This is a genomic window from Bacillus sp. AFS017336 (genome assembly GCF_002555445.1).
In the GTDB taxonomy this organism is placed as follows: domain Bacteria; phylum Bacillota; class Bacilli; order Bacillales; family Bacillaceae_G; genus Gottfriedia.
The window spans coordinates 96,938-113,574 of the sequence record NZ_NUCO01000017.1; the positions used below are offsets into that span (position 1 = coordinate 96,938).

9 protein-coding genes are annotated in these 16,637 nt (G+C 35.4%); all 9 read right to left on the reverse strand.

The window, feature by feature from the left end; genetic code table 11:
* Positions 1–85 precede the first annotated feature (85 nt).
* The 9 genes from CN601_RS08860 to CN601_RS08900 all read right to left on the reverse strand — a co-directional run bounded on the left by CN601_RS08860 (position 86) and on the right by CN601_RS08900 (position 16,395).
* On the reverse strand, positions 86–1,132 hold the full coding sequence (locus tag CN601_RS08860) for a FecCD family ABC transporter permease (RefSeq protein ID WP_098170814.1): 1,047 nt from the start codon (positions 1,130–1,132) through the stop codon (positions 86–88).
* Positions 1,133–1,182: 50 nt separating this feature from the next.
* Complete coding sequence (locus CN601_RS08865) at positions 1,183–2,244, reverse strand: FecCD family ABC transporter permease (protein WP_257131653.1); 1,062 nt, start codon at positions 2,242–2,244, stop codon at positions 1,183–1,185.
* A gap of 13 nt (positions 2,245–2,257) precedes the next feature.
* Positions 2,258–3,253, reverse strand: coding sequence for an iron-siderophore ABC transporter substrate-binding protein (locus CN601_RS08870; RefSeq protein WP_098118648.1), 996 nt, complete (start codon positions 3,251–3,253; stop codon positions 2,258–2,260).
* A 395-nt stretch (positions 3,254–3,648) separates the two neighbouring features.
* Entirely contained in the window at positions 3,649–4,734 is a 1,086-nt protein-coding gene (locus tag CN601_RS08875; protein ID WP_098170815.1) for a toxic anion resistance protein, read from the reverse strand.
* A 13-nt stretch (positions 4,735–4,747) separates the two neighbouring features.
* Positions 4,748–6,367 (reverse strand): YceG family protein, encoded by a 1,620-nt coding sequence (locus CN601_RS08880; protein WP_098170816.1) that lies wholly within the window; start codon positions 6,365–6,367, stop codon positions 4,748–4,750.
* 25 nt (positions 6,368–6,392) lie between these two features.
* Positions 6,393–6,599: a helix-turn-helix domain-containing protein gene (locus CN601_RS08885; RefSeq protein ID WP_257131654.1), complete on the reverse strand. Its 207-nt coding sequence runs from the start codon at positions 6,597–6,599 to the stop codon at positions 6,393–6,395.
* Between the two features lie 408 nt (positions 6,600–7,007).
* Positions 7,008–7,586: a TerD family protein gene (locus CN601_RS08890; RefSeq protein WP_098118651.1), complete on the reverse strand. Its 579-nt coding sequence runs from the start codon at positions 7,584–7,586 to the stop codon at positions 7,008–7,010.
* 43 nt (positions 7,587–7,629) lie between these two features.
* The gene (locus CN601_RS08895; protein WP_098170817.1) at positions 7,630–8,223 is read right to left on the reverse strand and encodes a TerD family protein; all 594 of its coding nucleotides are present in this window, start codon (positions 8,221–8,223) and stop codon (positions 7,630–7,632) included.
* A gap of 279 nt (positions 8,224–8,502) precedes the next feature.
* Positions 8,503–16,395: a DUF4350 domain-containing protein gene (locus CN601_RS08900; protein WP_098170818.1), complete on the reverse strand. Its 7,893-nt coding sequence runs from the start codon at positions 16,393–16,395 to the stop codon at positions 8,503–8,505.
* Positions 16,396–16,637: the final 242 nt, after the last annotated feature.

Below are 16,637 nucleotides of genomic sequence, written 5' to 3' on the forward strand. Positions count from 1 at the left end.
AAACTCAACTTCTTTCAATCAGAATATCGTAATACGGGAAACCTTTTTTAGAAAGGACCTACTACCTTGCAAATTTCTACTTTATTTAAGCTGCTGAACGTGCCTGTCTAAATAATAGCCACACTAAGTATATTCCGCCTAATGATAAGGTTACTACACCAACTGGAAAAATTGTTCCTGGAATTACTCTTTGAGCAAGTACATCCGCTCCTAGTAATAGAAAAGATCCCATCATCGCTGCAGGTAACAAACTCTCCTCGGATTTCGTGATCCGTTTAGCGATTTGTGGCGCAACTAGTGCAACAAAGCTAACTGGTCCAACTACTGCTGTTGGTGCAGCCGTCAAAGCAACGGCAATTAGAATCAACACGAGTTGAGATCGATCAATTCGAACACCATGAGATTTTGCTGTATCCATCCCAAGCTCCATTTCACGCAATGGTCTGTTCATTATACCGGCGCAAATTATTAGAAGAAAAACAGCAATTGCTGGCGGAATCATTTGCTTCCAATCAATACCGTTTAAGGATCCCACTCCCCAAGCTGCCGCAGTTAATGCGACCTCTGCATCACTTTTAATAAGGAGCATAGAGTTGACACTCCCTAAAAGAGCCGAAATCGCTATCCCGACAATAATTAGACGGAAGTTTTGTGTTCCTTTACGAAAAGCTAGCAAATAAATAAGGAGGGCTGTTGTGAATCCGCCAATTAAAGCTCCACTAGCTACACTTATGTAGGAAGTTGACTTAGCGACAAGAAGCACAATAAGCGCTCCAGTGTAAGAGCCTGATGTAAAACCTATGATATCAGGCGACCCTAATGGATTTCTAGTAATTGATTGAAAAATCATTCCACTTACTGCTAAACCTGCTCCAAAAATAATAGCAGCAAGTACCCTTGGTAAACGCCAATCCACTACAACAGTTTGTGTCATACCTGTCGCTTGACCAATTAAAGCAGAAAAAACTTCACTTATACTTAATTTCAGTGTACCTACCATTAACGCAAACATTGCAATTGCAATCGTGGCTATAAGAAGGATTAATGTTACAATTATGCTTCTCACATCAATGCGCGCCTTTATAGGCCATTTAAGTTGTATATAGTGCCGACCATAATTAATAGGGCGCATAACATTCACTCCTTCTTACTTTCAAACTTATGCCACAAATCATTTTCATATTATAATCCACTCGCTTTACGTCTACGAACAAGAATCAGTAGAATCGGTGCACCAACCAATCCTGTGATAATCCCTACTGGAACTTCAGAAGGTAACAATACAACCCTACCAATAATATCCGATAAAATGAGTAGAATCGGTGCTGCTACAATTGAGTATAAAAAGATCCAAAATTGGTCTGGGCCAACAAACCATCGTACACAATGTGGCACCATCAAGCCTATAAAACCAATTGGGCCAGCTATTGCTGTTGCACCACCGGCCAATAAAGTGATGGCAATTAATCCGATTGTACGAGTCACACCAACATTTACGCCCAATGATGATGCACGATCGTCTCCAAATGCGATCGCATTTAATGCCGGAGTTATAACAAAAGCAAGTAAGGCTCCAACTATTAAAATAGGAAGAACAAGCCAAAGGTCATCAAGACTTCTTCTAGCTAATGTCCCAACGCTCCAATTCAACATTCGTGCGAATGCCTTACTATTTATTAATGTTAATGATGTTGTAATTCCGCTCAATGTGGCCCCGAGCGCAACCCCAGCTAATGTAATTTGTACAGGCGTAGGTGCTTTTTTACCTGCGCCTCCACTAATAATATACACAGCAATTGTTGCTACTAATGCTCCTGCTAGTGCAAACCACATATAGGCGGACATCGATGTAACAGAAAATACACCAACTCCTATAGCTACTGCAAAAGCTGCACCTGCATTAACACCAAGAATACCAGGGTCCGCTAGCGGATTCCTGGTAAGTACTTGAATCAATGCACCTGCTAAGCCAAAAGCAGGTCCAACTATAAGTGCAATTAGTGTTCGAGGAACCCGAGTAGTAAGAATGATCGTATGGTCATAGCTGTTGTTTGGTGAAAACAACGCATCCCACACAACTCTAGGTGGAATAGACTTCGCACCGATCATTAAACTTAAAAATACTACGGCTACCAAAAGTAAAAGTGCTACGATGAAGCCCAAAAACCGTTGCAACCGTATTGAAGTAATTGTCTTTTTATTTGTCCCAACTACTTGAGTCGTTTTGTTTTTTGGTTGCTTCATCGCGCTCACTCCATTACTCCCCGCCTTCTAATGCTGTTTTAAATTGTTTTGGTAAATTATCGATTGCCCATAATAATGCAGGAACCGTTCCCGTTGAAAATGCGTTTGATGAATTCGTATCAAGAATTAATGATCTTCCATCAGCTACAGAAGGAATCTTCTGATAAAGTTTATTGTTAGTAATCTCTTTTGGATCAACAAAAATAGGTAATACAAGAGTAAGATCAGCGTTTAAAAGATCTAACTTTTCATCAGCAACTTTAATAAAGAAATTACCTTTTGCTAATTTTTCGATCTCTTCTTTATTTTTGAAACCAAGTCGCGTTACAAAATCAACACGAGAATCTCCTTTTACGTATGCACCGAAACCTGAAGAATCGTAAGCACCAACTGCAATCGTTTTACCTGCAAATTCAGGATTTGCTTTAGCAGCTTTATCAAATGCTACGTCTACATCCTTAAGAAGTTGTTCTCCTTTACTAACTTTACCAAGAGCTTGAGCAATCATTTGTACTTGTTCTTTAGTAGAAGTTAAATAATTATCTCCATCTTTAGGAACTCCAACCGTTGGAGCAATTTCTGAAAGTCGTTTATATCGTTCTTCATCACCTGAAGATTTTACATCAAGAATTAAATCTGGTTTAAGTGAAGCAATTTTCTCGTAATCAAGTTCCATTGTACCAAGAATAGTTGGTGACTTTTTATATGTACCTTTTAACCATGGTCCAACACCGTCTCCACCAAAAGCAAGCCAGTCACTTGCACCAATCGGTTCAACTCCAAGACTTAATGCAGTCTCTGCATCTCCCCAACCTAGAGCTACTACGCGCTTAGGATGTCCTTTGATTTCCACTTTACCAAATTTAGTATCAATTGTGACAGCGGATTCATTTGAAGACTTTTTATCAGACTTTTTACTTGAATCTGACGAACAGCCAACTAGACCAATTATTAATAATAAAGACATTACAATCCCAAGTATTTTAGGCATTTTCATATTGCTAATCATTTCTGTCTCTCCTTAATTATATGTTGATGTTGATAATCATTTTCAATTATTTATTATACTGGACCGAGAATCAATGTCAATACATTTCACAGTTGATACTGAACTTTCAGAATTGTTTAATTATCAATCAAGCAATTTAATAAATGAATCGAATCTAATCAACTTTTTTAGTAACATATGTAATTAGGAAATAACATTTCATTTCATCTCATTATATTATAATAACATTTTTTCAAAATAAAAGTATTAAAAATTAACTAAAAAGACTAGCCAGGAAGCAACAAATACTCTTTAACTTACAAAGTTGGTTAATACCCGCACAGTTACTTATTTAATATAAATAAAAGTCAGTAGCTGTTTATCTACTGACTTCTATTAATTAGATGCTATAAAACCTAGTTTCCTTGCTTAAGTTTAATGAAGTTTTCCTGAAGCTGCTCTAAGCGTAATTTACCTTGTTCGCGTTGAACTTTATTTTCTTCTTCAATCGCTTTCGTTTCTTGCATACCCTTCATAATGATATTCCAAGTCTCTTCCATCGTCTCGATTTTAATGCTAGGCGCACCTGATAATCTAGCAATATCAACACTTTGCTGTGAAATTGTATTCGCATTGCGTAATAATAATTCATTAGTTCTCTTATCTAACTCATCCATCGATTGAGCTACTAAATTTTGTCTCTTTGCCGAGATCGCATTAATTAATGCCGTTTTAAAGATTGGAATTGTTGTTACAAATGCTGAGTTAATTTTACCTATCAATTTTGTATTACCACGTTGTAACATACGAATTTGCGGTGCTGATTGGTATGCCACTTGTTTCGCCATTTCTAAATCATAAGTACGTTGTTCAATTAGCTCAATCGCATTTTTTAAAGTGTCTAATTCCATCATAGCAAGTTGATTACCAGTTCCAGCTCTTTCTGTTAATGCAGGAAGCTGAGTTTTTAGCTCTTCTGCTTTCATTTCTGCAGCTACAATATATTTTTCTAAATCTAAATAATACATGACATTTTGCTCGTAAAGTTGTTCTAATGTATTTGTAGATGACTTCATTTCATGTTCATACTTTGTAATTTCGATATAAACCTTATCAATTTCAGTCCCCATTGATTGATACTTATCAAATAACTTATCAATTAACTTTTGTCCGCGATTAAAAATTTTAGAAAGAAATCCTTTTTCCTCTGCAAAATCCTTCGCATCAAAGCGGTCCATTATTTTACCCAATTGCTTTAATAGAACGCTAGATTCTTCCATACTTGAAGCCTTAATCGTATTTAATATTTTGCCTGAGAAACTTGAAATTTCATTCGCTGGTTCTTTTCCATACTCTAATAAAGCAATTTGATTTTTGTAATCGATTGAATTAACTAAACGATGTACTTCCGGTTCGTTTCTTAATTTTAATTTCATTTCATTTGGATTAGCTTTTATGATTTCATCTTGATTTTCTAAACTAGTAAGTGTATTTACAGACATTTTAAGCTCCCCTTTATTTAACTATTTTTTTAAATAGCGTTTTAATTATTGACTGTCCTGGTGCACGTAATGCTTGAAACTCACTATCAAAAGTAACCTCATCAAGCCAATGAGAGTCAAATGACTTATCGTCTACGAATAATTCAATATCATTCTGACCTGTAGGATTAAGTAATACTAGATCGATTCCAAACTCATTTAATAATAGAAGTAATGCTGCATCAGTTCTACTTAGCTCGCCATCTTTTTCAGTATTATAAATAATTAATTTCGGTATTTGCTGAGTGTAATCAAATTGTTGTAGTAATCTTAACACTTCGTTTGGTATATTCATTGATTGACTAAATAAAAATAGTTGTGTTTGTTCTTTTGTTTCGTTCGGTAACACTTTAATATTTGCGCGTTCAACATATCTAGAAATTGCAGAAGCAAGGCCAAACTGTAATCCACTTGGAAGTTCTTTATATCTCCACCAATTACTAGCCATCATACTATTAGGGTCAAGAAAGCCATCAGGACCTAAAGCATTTTGATAATGATATTGTTGGTTCCCTTTAACTAATTGACTAAAAGGAAATTTATCTATTTTAAGTGTTAAATTTGCTTCAGTTAATTGATTAATCTTTTCCCAATACTCACGGCGATTTTTCGTTACACCTAAAATTTTAATAAAGAAAACCGGTATTTCAACAAAATTAGCTTTTACTTGGAAGTTTGGGCGTAACATTGCTCTTTCCTTATGTAAAATGAATAATTCGTCATAGGTAGTCTTTAATGTAATTGATCTTGGAGCATAATTTCTAAATTGCCATGGTTTATATAATAATGAATCATCGGTATGCAATAATTTCTCAATTTCCATAGATGCTCTATGAGCAACCGTACTCTTTCTAACTGGTTTTTCAATTGGAAATGGTATTAACGCACTCGATGAAGGTAATATTGTTATTTCATTTTTCTCTTGGTCTACCAAATTAGCTAATAAATCTTTCCCTTCAGGATGAAATATAGCAATATCAAAGCCTAATAATATTAGTAAGTAAAGGAAATAACATTCACTTAATGACGTGTCGCCATACCATAATATAAGGGGTGAATTCTTAGGAAAATCCTCAATCCATTTATTCACATGATTATGTAACCATTTCACTAGATCAACTATTACTCTCCTAAAATTACTATCTAGGAATCCATTTTTATGCGAATCTTTAAACGTAGTAAATACAGTTTTAATTTGCTCGCGAATATATCTATGTATATGCTGATTCTCATGTTTAGGAATTAATCTCTCACCATCAAGGAATGCAATAAGTCTGTTTACTGACAACCCGTTTTCAGCAGTATTTATTGTTAATATTCTTTGTACTGCTTGAAACAGATCATTCGAAATTGTCTTGTCCAAGCCTTCACTTAATAGAAACGCATTTAGTGAATCATCGTGTACTAGTTCGTATAGATTTTCAAAATACTCATCTTCGTCAATGGTTGTCCCTAAAATTCGCCAAGCAACTTGATTGAAACTGATTGATTCGCTTTCCTCTTCGTAAGAACGTCTTAATGTAGATGGTTGTTTTAAACTACTCAACCAATCATGCTGATTAATATCCATCTTTTTTGGGTTAATCGCAGACATATTTAAATACTCCTTTCCGATGTAATTATTTCGCTTTAGGTTGCCCGAAAACTACTGACATGCCTTCACGAGTTACTACCCAAGATGAACCAAATTTACGTATCGTACCGTCTGGAAAATCAGTTATTCTTTTCCTTAATGTTGAGTCATTGATTCCCCATTCTTGACAAGCCTGACGCGAACTAAGTAAGCTTGGATCGTTTAAATTTATCGTATTTCTTTGTTTACTCAAAATCCCACCCCTAACATCTACATATTATCCAAATATAATACTTATGAGGTAAATGTAACTCATGAACCAAAGGGTGATACTGTATGAGAACATTACATAATAGGAACAAGAGATTCCTATATTTACTTTTTAAGTGATTACAACCGTTATTTCATTGCATTATAAATCCATTTAAGGGAATTATTTCTATTTCTTTTAGTTAACTATTTACAATCTAGGACATCGTTAGAAATTCGTTCTTGTTTAGATAGACGTTGTTTGCCAAAGTTTCATCCAAAAATTGACCTATTTTTAGACTACTCCTCTCCTCTAATGGCAGCTTCATTTTCTAAAGATGTACTAAACGATAAAGAAAAGGGGAATTTGAACGTTCCCCTTTTAACTATTACTTTCTATGCTGATGGAGCCTTAAGCGTCTAAGCCGTAATCTCTAACTAATGAAACTAAACCACCTTGGTATCCACTACCAATTGCATTGAATTTCCATTCGCCATTATGACGATATAACTCACCAACAACTACTGAAGTTTCAATTGAGAAATCTTCACCTAAATCATAGCGAACTAACTCTTCACCGTTTGATTCGTTTAAAATACGAACATACGAGTTACTTACTTGTCCAAAATTTTGGTTACGTGCTTCTGCGTCATGAATCGTAATCGCAAATGCAATCCTTTCAACTGAAGCAGGAACGTTTGTAAGATTTACTGTTACTTGCTCGTCGTCTCCATCGCCAGCACCAGTTCTGTTATCACCATGGTGTTCAACTGATCCATTTCCACCTACAGTGTTATTATAGAAAACAAAATCTTGTTCAGAAGCACATTTACTAGCGCCATTTAATAAAAATACTGATGAGTCTAAATCAAAGTCATTTCCACCATTGTACTTATTAGTGTCCCAACCTAAACCAACAACAATATTTGTTAAACCAGGATTTGTTTTTGTTAAATCTACTTTTTGTCCTTTTAATAAGTTTAATGTCATTTTAATTGCACTCCTTTTTTCTTCATATTATTTATTACTTTATTTATTGAAAACGTTGAACGATTTTTTCAAGCGCTATATCTTTTGTTCCTTCTCCAACTGCTGAGAATTTCCATTCGCCATTATGACGATAAATCTCACCAGTGAATAATGCAGTTAAACCTGAATAACTATCAGTGATGTTATAGTTTACTAACTCAGAGTTTGAAGCTTTGTCTACTACACGGATAAATGCATTTTTAATCATTCCGAAATCTTGCTTACGTTGAACGCAAGCATAGATGTTTACAACAAATACAAGTTTATGGACATAAGAAGGAACCTTATTCAAATTAACAAAGACTTGCTCATCGTCACCGTTTCCATCACCTGTTAGGTTATCTCCAGAATGTACTACGCTACCGCATGAGCTTTTTTTGTTACCAAAATAGATTACATCACTTGCACTTCTTAACTTGTCATTTTCATCTAACATTAAAACGGAAGCGTCACAGTCAATGTTTTCTTGTTTACCAAATCCGAAGAAACCACCACTTTTTTTCACTGGATCCCATCCTAGACCTACAGTTAAAGAAGAAAGTCCCGCTCTTCCTTTTGTAAGGTCGACTTTTTGACCTTTTTGTAAAGAAATTGCCATATGCTATTAACACTCCTTATTATGTATTAATCACGTTTCCGTGATTTATAGTTTCATAATATCATATAAGATTTTGAAAAACTATGAACATATTAGTAATATTATATATTTTATTTTAGCGAATTCATAATGATATATAACATCCCCCAGATTTTACTAATGTATTAATTCATAAAAAGTATCTACTTAAATTTAGTAAAAAAATGCACCTCTAAACGTTAGTGGTTGACTAACTTTCGAGGTGCATTTCATTACGCTAATACTTTTTTTACTCTAAAATCAAAAATGTATACTTGCTATCCACTTTACAACACTTTGACTAAATGAGTTTGATACAGGTTTTTTTACTTTAACCTTTGTTACTGGGCTTGTGTTCCCACTCTTATCTGTAGCTGTTATTGTTAAAGTCGTACCAACCTTTAAGTAAGATTTAATTGTAATCGTAAATTTACCACTACTATTAGCAGTTGCTTCTCCTAATTTAGTCGAACCACTCTTAACAATTACCTTAGATCCTGCTTCAGCCGTTCCTGTAATAGATTTCGTTTTATCTGTTACCGAATTTACACTTGGTGCCTTTGGAGGTGTTTTATCGATTACTTTCACTTGAACTATTGAACTACTATTTCCTGCTTTATCAATAGACACAACCGATAATACTGTACCTGCTTTTAGCTTTGATTTTAAAGTAATGCTGAATATTCCAGCTTTGTCTGCAGTACCTTGTCCTACAAGTGTTTTTGCTACAGAAACCTTAATTGTTGAACCAGCTTCACCTTTTCCTGAAACTTTCGTATCGGAATCTTTTACTGCATTCACAACTGGTTTCACTGGTGGTGTTTTATCTGCAACTGTTACTTGAACTTGTGAACTTTTATTTCCTGCTGAGTCAACGGAAACAACCGTTAATACTGTTCCGGCTTTTTGTTTTGTAATTAAAACATCAAAGCTTCCTTTAGAATTGGTTTTTACTGAACCTAGAACTTTATTTCCAACAGAAACAAATATTGTTGAACCTACTTCTGCGGTACCAGTTACATGAGTATCAGTATCTTTTACTAAATTAACAACTGGTTTCATTGGAGCTGTTTTATCCACTACAATGACTTCAGTTACCGGACTCTTATTACCTGCGTTATCTGTTGAAACAACTGATAATTTTGTTCCTGCAGGTTGTTTTGATGATAATGAAACACTAAAGCTACCATCTTGTTTCGTTACCGATTGTCCTAAAACCACACTTCCCTTTGAAACTGAAATTGTCGTTCCTGGCTCTGCTTTACCTGTTACAGCCGTACTATTATCTTGTACTTGATTCACAACAGGCGCGTTTGGAGCTGTTTTATCACTTACAATAACTTCTACTCCATCACTTACATTATTTGCTGAGTCGACTGCCGTTACCACAACTTTCGTGCCAACTACTTGTCTCGAAATCTTCATTTCAAAGTTGCCAGAGTTGTCCGCTATTGCATTTGCGATTTCTTTACCATTCACTTTTGCAATCACTTTTGCCCCTGCTTCAGTCGTTCCAGTAATTTTCTCATCTTTATCAGATATACCATTTACTACTGGTTTTATAGGAGCTGTCTTATCAACTACAATGACTTCAGTTGCAGAACTTTCATTACCTGCATTGTCTGTTGAAACAACTGATAATTTTGTTCCTGCAGTTTGTTTTGAAGATAATAAAACGCTAAAGTTACCCTCTTGATTTGTTACTGCTTGACCTAGAATTACACTTCCTTTTGAAACTGTAATTGTTGATCCCACCTCTGCTTTACCTGTTACAGTTGTACTATTATCTTGTACTTCATTTACAACAGGCGCGTTCGGTGCTGTCTTATCACTAACAATTACTTCTACTCCGTCACTTTCATTATTTGCTGAGTCAACCGCTGTTACTACGATTTTCGTACCAGCTACTTGCTTTGTAATCTTCATTTCAAAGTTGTCAGAGTTGTCCGCTATTGCATTTGCGATTTCTTTATCATTTACTTTTGCAATTACTTTTGTTCCTGCTTCAGTCGTTCCAGTAATTTTTTCATCTTGATCAGATAGAGCATTTACTACTGGAGCTTTCGGTTTTGCAGTATGAGTACCCACTAATTCTTTCGTATCTCTAACTCGTATACGGTTTCCTTCTGAGAATTTACCTGCTAGTCCCGTTGCCTCTAAAGTATCTCCAATATTCAAGTTTGGTACTGGACCGCTTTGATTCACAACATATCCATCTGTGAAAACTAATGTTGGTCCTGAACCATCATCAATCACATAGGAATTATCGTCATACTTAGAAACTACTTTACCTATTACTTTAACTAATTGACCTTGATTTTCATCAATATTTGAATCTTTAGTACTAACAACCTTCGCCTCAATTGGCGTTCCTTTGCCAAGCTTTACAATACTTTCTGCAAAACTACCAAACTCTAACTCGAAGTTGTTTTCAAAGATTTTTATATGACCGTATACGCGTACTTTGTCTCCTACTTCTAAACTACCTGCTGGTACATCGTTAAAGGCCATAATTCCACCAGTACTGTCTTGAATATAAGCTGCATCAAAGAATGAAGTAGCTGTAACAGTTCCTTCAACAACGACATTCGTACCTTCCGTAAGCTTACGAGCATCACCCATTGATTTTACTTCTGGATTAATCTGAGACAACCAATTTACAACATTTACAGCAAATGGGTCATTTCCTTTTGGATTATATGTTTGATCCATTTGTTTATCATTAAAGATATTCATACCTGAAACAAACACTCTACCATTTCCTACTTGTTCAGAAGCAATAATCGGAATGCTAGAACCACCAGTAACTTGATCTAGTGGAGGTCCATTTTTCCCATTAGAAGTTTGAACATTATATTTTACAGTATCCGGTTTGATCGTAGTTGTATCTTGGAATGTAGACTCATTTCCTTTAGCTAAAACTGTGACAGTATCACTGTCAGTCAATGCGACTTTATTTCCAGAACCGTCATTTTTAGCAAGACTTGATCCACTATAGAATTCAATAGTTGGCACGAAGTCTGTTAACGTCGTTTTTTTGTTCGGTGTTGGGTGTAATCTTACAGCATAATTAGCTGTCAGTGGTGTACCCCAGAAGTTTCCGTCAGTTGTTTCATCAAAAACTCCATCATTGTTTACTAGAATACTCGATCCTACACCAGATAAAATACTATTTACATTTTGATTTGTTGCACCAAAATTACTCTTTTCTGTTAGTAATAAAGATCCACCATTTTTCACGAAATTATTAATATCAGAAATTTCACTTGCAGAATAAGCTGAAGCTGGATGTGTAATGACCAACACACTAACATTTTTCAATACTTGTTCTGTAAGCGGCGATGCATTTTCTGCTACAGTATAGCCTTGTTGCTTCATTAAAGTTGTGAATAATTTAAAATTGTCTTTATATGTGCCAGTATCTTGTTTCGAATTCTCATTATTATGAGATCCATCAATCATGACAACTTTGTTTAAAGGAGCCTTAATCGTAAATGATTGCTCGTATTTATTATTACCGAGGTCATGTCCGTCAGCTGCCGTTAATACAACAATAATTTTATGTGTACCTGGAACTGGGTTCGTCCATGTAACACTAGCACTTGCTGATGTATTAGATGGAAGTGAATCAATAGAAGCATCTGCAATAAAGTGATTAGCATCAATACTGTCATAATAGAAATGAGCAGTTACTTGCTTAACATCTAAAGTTCCTTGATTACTAATTCCCGCTGTTAAATCAGCTGAAAGTCCACCAATAATCGCTCCATCTTTCGTCGTCACATCACTAACTTTTACTGCTAAGTCTTTTTGTTGTGACCAAATAGGTGCTGAATAAACTTGGTCTCCATCTTTTTGTGTTACTTTAACAACGAACCATTGTTGTCCACCAACTACAGTAAAGCTTGGCTTCCAATTAAATGAAGTTGAATCGTTTGTCGGAACATACTTATCTACCACTGTTCCATGATTTGTAATTAATTCTACTTTAGCGATTGCATCGTTAGAAGCAGTTTTAATATAGCTATAATCAGAATCACTTGCTTGTTCTAAAACTGGATCTTTACCTGATATATTAAAATCTAAAGTATCAGTATCCACTGTTGATCCCATATAAAAACCACTTGCAGATACATCCAATGAAAAGTTTGGATCCTCTGTCATATAAACACGTCTGTTTTTCATTGCATCAAGTAAAGCATCTTGGCTTAAATCTTTTGCTACGATTACAGTACGCTTTTTCGTTTGACCCCATGTAGCATCATGGTTATCTTCACCATAAGTTGGTGCAACATGCCAGCCGATATCAAGTGCACTATAGTAGCTATCTTCAGCGTTCGCATAAGAGTACTTTCCTGATCCGTTCCCTACTTCAAGCATTGTGAATAGCTTGTCTAAATTTTTGTTATAAGGGATGAAGTTATCGAATGCATTTGCAGACATTTTTGGATGGTTGAATTGCGCTATAATATTGTCGTACGTTAATACCCATCCATAATACTTTTGTAAATTTTGATAAGCTCCACCATCTACTACGCGATCAATAAAGTTCTCTGTTCCGAATACATTTGAGTGACCCCAAGTAGTTGATGTCATTTCAAACGCAGGGAAAACAACGAATTTACCATCTTTCGTATATTGTTTTGCTAAATCCTTTGTTAACTGCCAGTTTGCTCCGCCTGTTCTCTCTTTAAAGCCTTTACGATCGACAGTGTCTTTATTAACAAGGTCTGCATCGATATCGTGAGAGTGATCTGAGAAAGCAAAGAAATCATAATGATACTTTTCAGCTGCTTTTAACGCTTCTTCAGGACTTCCTGCAGCGTCATGTGAAATATTCGTATGATTGTGCGTCGTTCCACGATAATGGTTTCCACCAGTAAATCTTTCTGTAACTGTGAATTTCCATGTAAAGGTAGAAGGATTATTTAATTTATCCTTTGCAGACACTAATATTGTATGCTCACCTTCAGCTAATTCATTAGCAGTTGTAAGATTTAACTTAATTTCTGTATCATTAATCGTTGCGATTGACGTTTTATCTTGGCCATCGATTGAAATAGTTGCTGATGAAAGATTAATTCCACTTGGGTCATCCATTTTTACAACGATTTCAGGATGTCTAGAATCAGTTTTATCACCATTTGCAGGTAACTCATTATAGAATTTAGGACCATCTTGGTCATCTACTACATTTACTTCTAAAGGTTTTGAAGAACTTCCTACTGCTTGTTTACCTTCAGCATTTTCCGCTTCGATATAATAGTAGAATTTTAACTTTGGAACATCTGCTTCTAAAATTTTTCCATTGTAATTAATATGGTCTGCAGTGTCCATATTTACTGAATGATAAGTAGCCTCATTTTCTCCTTTATAATAAAGCGTAACTGAATCTGCGTTCTTTGCAATCGCATTAAAAGCAGCGTCCATTCCTGTATAAGCTTTTGTAATCGGAGTATGAGTTAACACTAATTGCCCTTTTACATCACTTGCGTTTCTTGGAATAAGTAGATATCCACTAGTAAAAGGTGCAGCTTTTTTATATTGGTTAACTATACCTGTAAAAGTATAAGATTGACCTTGTTCGATATTATCTAAAGATCCTTGAATACGTACGATTGCTAAATTATCGCCTGATTCGTCGCTTACTGTAATATCGTAATTTGGACCTTCTGTTGGAATATTTGTGACCTTTCCAGTAAATGACACTAATTTACTTTCAGTTGCCTCATTTAGCTCACCGATTGTGATACTTTTAGCTGCCGGTGTTTGATCATTTCCAACGAAACGAATAGCTGTTGGAATAAATTCCGTCATCCCCGCTGTAAATACAACTCGTCCATCGATGCTATATTTATTTCCAGCTTGAATCGTAGTTGAAGGATTCATGTGATTAATAACATTGATTGCACCAGTCGAATCTTGAATAAAGAAATTTGTATTCACATCACCATTAGGCTGATTATCTGTTGTTGCTACTCCTTCAATTGTAGTGGAATAGCCATTATTGATTGGAAATCCTTTGTCATCATTTTTTCTTAAATCACTAATTGAAGTAACTGATTTTGAATTACCAGCCACATCTACTCTAGAGTAATAACTTTCTTTTGGAGTAGGTTGTGAAGAATCAGTTTCTGTTAAATAGATTACTGAATGATCACTTGAATCTGTCAAACTTAAAGTAAATGAACCGTCAGCTTCTGCTGTTACTTGCCCGGCACTTGTTAATTTACCTTCATTCTCAAAATAAGCTTTTACAGTCGATGAAGCAGGTACTGAGCCAGCTTGTCCTGTTACAGATGATGACCCATTCGCTTTTGTATAAGCTATTTTAGAATCATCTGGAGAAAGCATAAATTTTGAGTTATGGACAGCCATTTCATCGGAATAGTTCGCACTTGTTGGTTTATTTAAGACAAAATCTTTTGAAGGGTCTTTTGTAAACCAGCCGTTTCCAATTCCGTATGCTGAACGTGGGTCTGTACCAATATTTGTTTTACGTTGAATCGTACCTCCACCAATTGTAGAGTCTGAAATTGGACTTCCCCAATATAAAGGGTTTTTGTATACTGCTGTACCATTCGTAAATGCTAATAAATCAACTGCATCTGGATCATCAACACCAGTAACAGCAGTCGTTTTCTTTGCAAGTACTAATGCGCCACCTGTTGAACCACTTGGGTTTAACGTAGTTGTAATATCTGGAGTAACTGGAAGTGCTTGTCCTGTCGTACCCGTACTACCTGCTATTAAGAAGTAACCATATGCTTTAATAACGCCTGATAATGCTTGCCCAGCTCCAAAGTTCATTGTTGATGCTGAAGTATAAGCAATTGACCAGCCCGTTAAATTAATATCTTTATCTGTATTATTATAGAGTTCAAAAAACTTTGTTTTGTAGAATGCTCCCCCATTACCACCATTTACATAGATTTGGCTAAATGCTACGTCACCTGGTGAAATAACTTTTGGGTTTTCAGTTGGACCAGTATAATTTACGGCAGTCTTTTCACTAGGACTCTTCTCTGCTTCTTGAGCAACTAGATTAATGACTGATTTCATTTGAGGATTTGCAAATGTTACGTTAAATGAACCATCTGCTGCCGCTGTTGTAGTAGCTACAATAGTACTGTCATCAAAATAGACATTTACAACTGCATTACTTGCAACTGCTCCGGCAGAACCTGATACATTTGTATACGAATCAAAAGAAATTTTTGTAGCGATCGGAGCAGCTGTTTTCTGAACAATAGTACCTGAGAAATTTACTGAAGCTTTATCACTTTCAGCTTTCCCATTTTCTTGTGCAGTAACATATACAACCGATTTTGATTGTGAATTGGTAATTGTAGTAGTAAATGATCCATCCGCAGCAGCCGTCGTCGTACCAGCTAATTTATTGTCATCATAATAAACCTTTACAACGGAATTATTTGCGACTGCTCCCGCATTTCCAGTTACTGTTGAATTTGTAGAATAATTTATTTTTGTTGCGTCAGGAGTAGCTGTTTTTTCTAATGTTGGAGATCCAATCGACTCACCGTTAATAACGATGTCAGCAATACGACTTGTACCTGTCGTAGTACTAAAATTAGACCCATCATTTTTGGCAGCTAATGCTGAATTTACAATCCATCTTAAGTAAACTGAGCTCTTGTCGCTTACTTCACTTGGCAACGCTACATTGATTAATTGTCCCCCACTTGACCATGTAGCACTTCCATTTGAAATAGAACCATCGGGTACGTCAACCCATGTATTTTCATCTAAACTATATTGAAGTTTAAAATCTTTCGGACCTGTTGCAGAACTATATTGTTTAGATGAAAGAGTTATATTTTCATAGTTTTTCGTTGTTAACGAAACTTCCCAATATGAACTATTATTTGACCATGTATTTGCGTTAATAACTGGAATTCCAGATGGGCCGGCATTATATCCAGTAACTTTGGAACCAGTTGTTGTTATATTACTAGTCATATTTTCAGGAATTCCAGCGGACGGTGTAGTTACTTGTCCGTTACTAAAATCCCATTTCGCTAAAGTAGTTGCGGCGGCTGCTTTAGCCATTTGTGGACTAACTGTTGATAATAGCAACAGTATCGTAGTCAAAAGACCCAAATACCTTTTGTATCTTTGCATTATTTTGTGCATGAAAATTTCCCCACTTTAATTATTATTTCAAAACAACTAAAATCTTTCTCCAAAAACACAAGACTATTTTACTATTGGGAAATAATGGTTCAGTTTCGTCCCTCCCTTCACCAAATATAGTGATCGCCCATTAACTATATTATGTTTAAACGAGCAATTTCTACAAAATTTGCTAAAAATTACAAACTCTTTACAATTATATAACAATTCTGTAATGTTTACTATGTACGATAACAATATCT

Bases quoted from the DNA above. Each gene is read 5' to 3' on its own strand.
- CN601_RS08860 (WP_098170814.1), bottom strand. From the start codon at position 1,132: ATGCGCCCTATTAATTATGGTCGGCACTATATACAACTTAAATGGCCT.
- CN601_RS08865 (WP_257131653.1), bottom strand. From the start codon at position 2,244: ATGAAGCAACCAAAAAACAAAACGACTCAAGTAGTTGGGACAAATAAA.
- CN601_RS08870 (WP_098118648.1), bottom strand. From the start codon at position 3,253: ATGATTAGCAATATGAAAATGCCTAAAATACTTGGGATTGTAATGTCT.
- CN601_RS08875 (WP_098170815.1), bottom strand. From the start codon at position 4,734: ATGTCTGTAAATACACTTACTAGTTTAGAAAATCAAGATGAAATCATA.
- CN601_RS08880 (WP_098170816.1), bottom strand. From the start codon at position 6,367: ATGTCTGCGATTAACCCAAAAAAGATGGATATTAATCAGCATGATTGG.
- CN601_RS08890 (WP_098118651.1), bottom strand. From the start codon at position 7,586: ATGACATTAAACTTATTAAAAGGACAAAAAGTAGATTTAACAAAAACA.
- CN601_RS08895 (WP_098170817.1), bottom strand. From the start codon at position 8,223: ATGGCAATTTCTTTACAAAAAGGTCAAAAAGTCGACCTTACAAAAGGA.
- CN601_RS08900 (WP_098170818.1), bottom strand. From the start codon at position 16,395: ATGCACAAAATAATGCAAAGATACAAAAGGTATTTGGGTCTTTTGACT.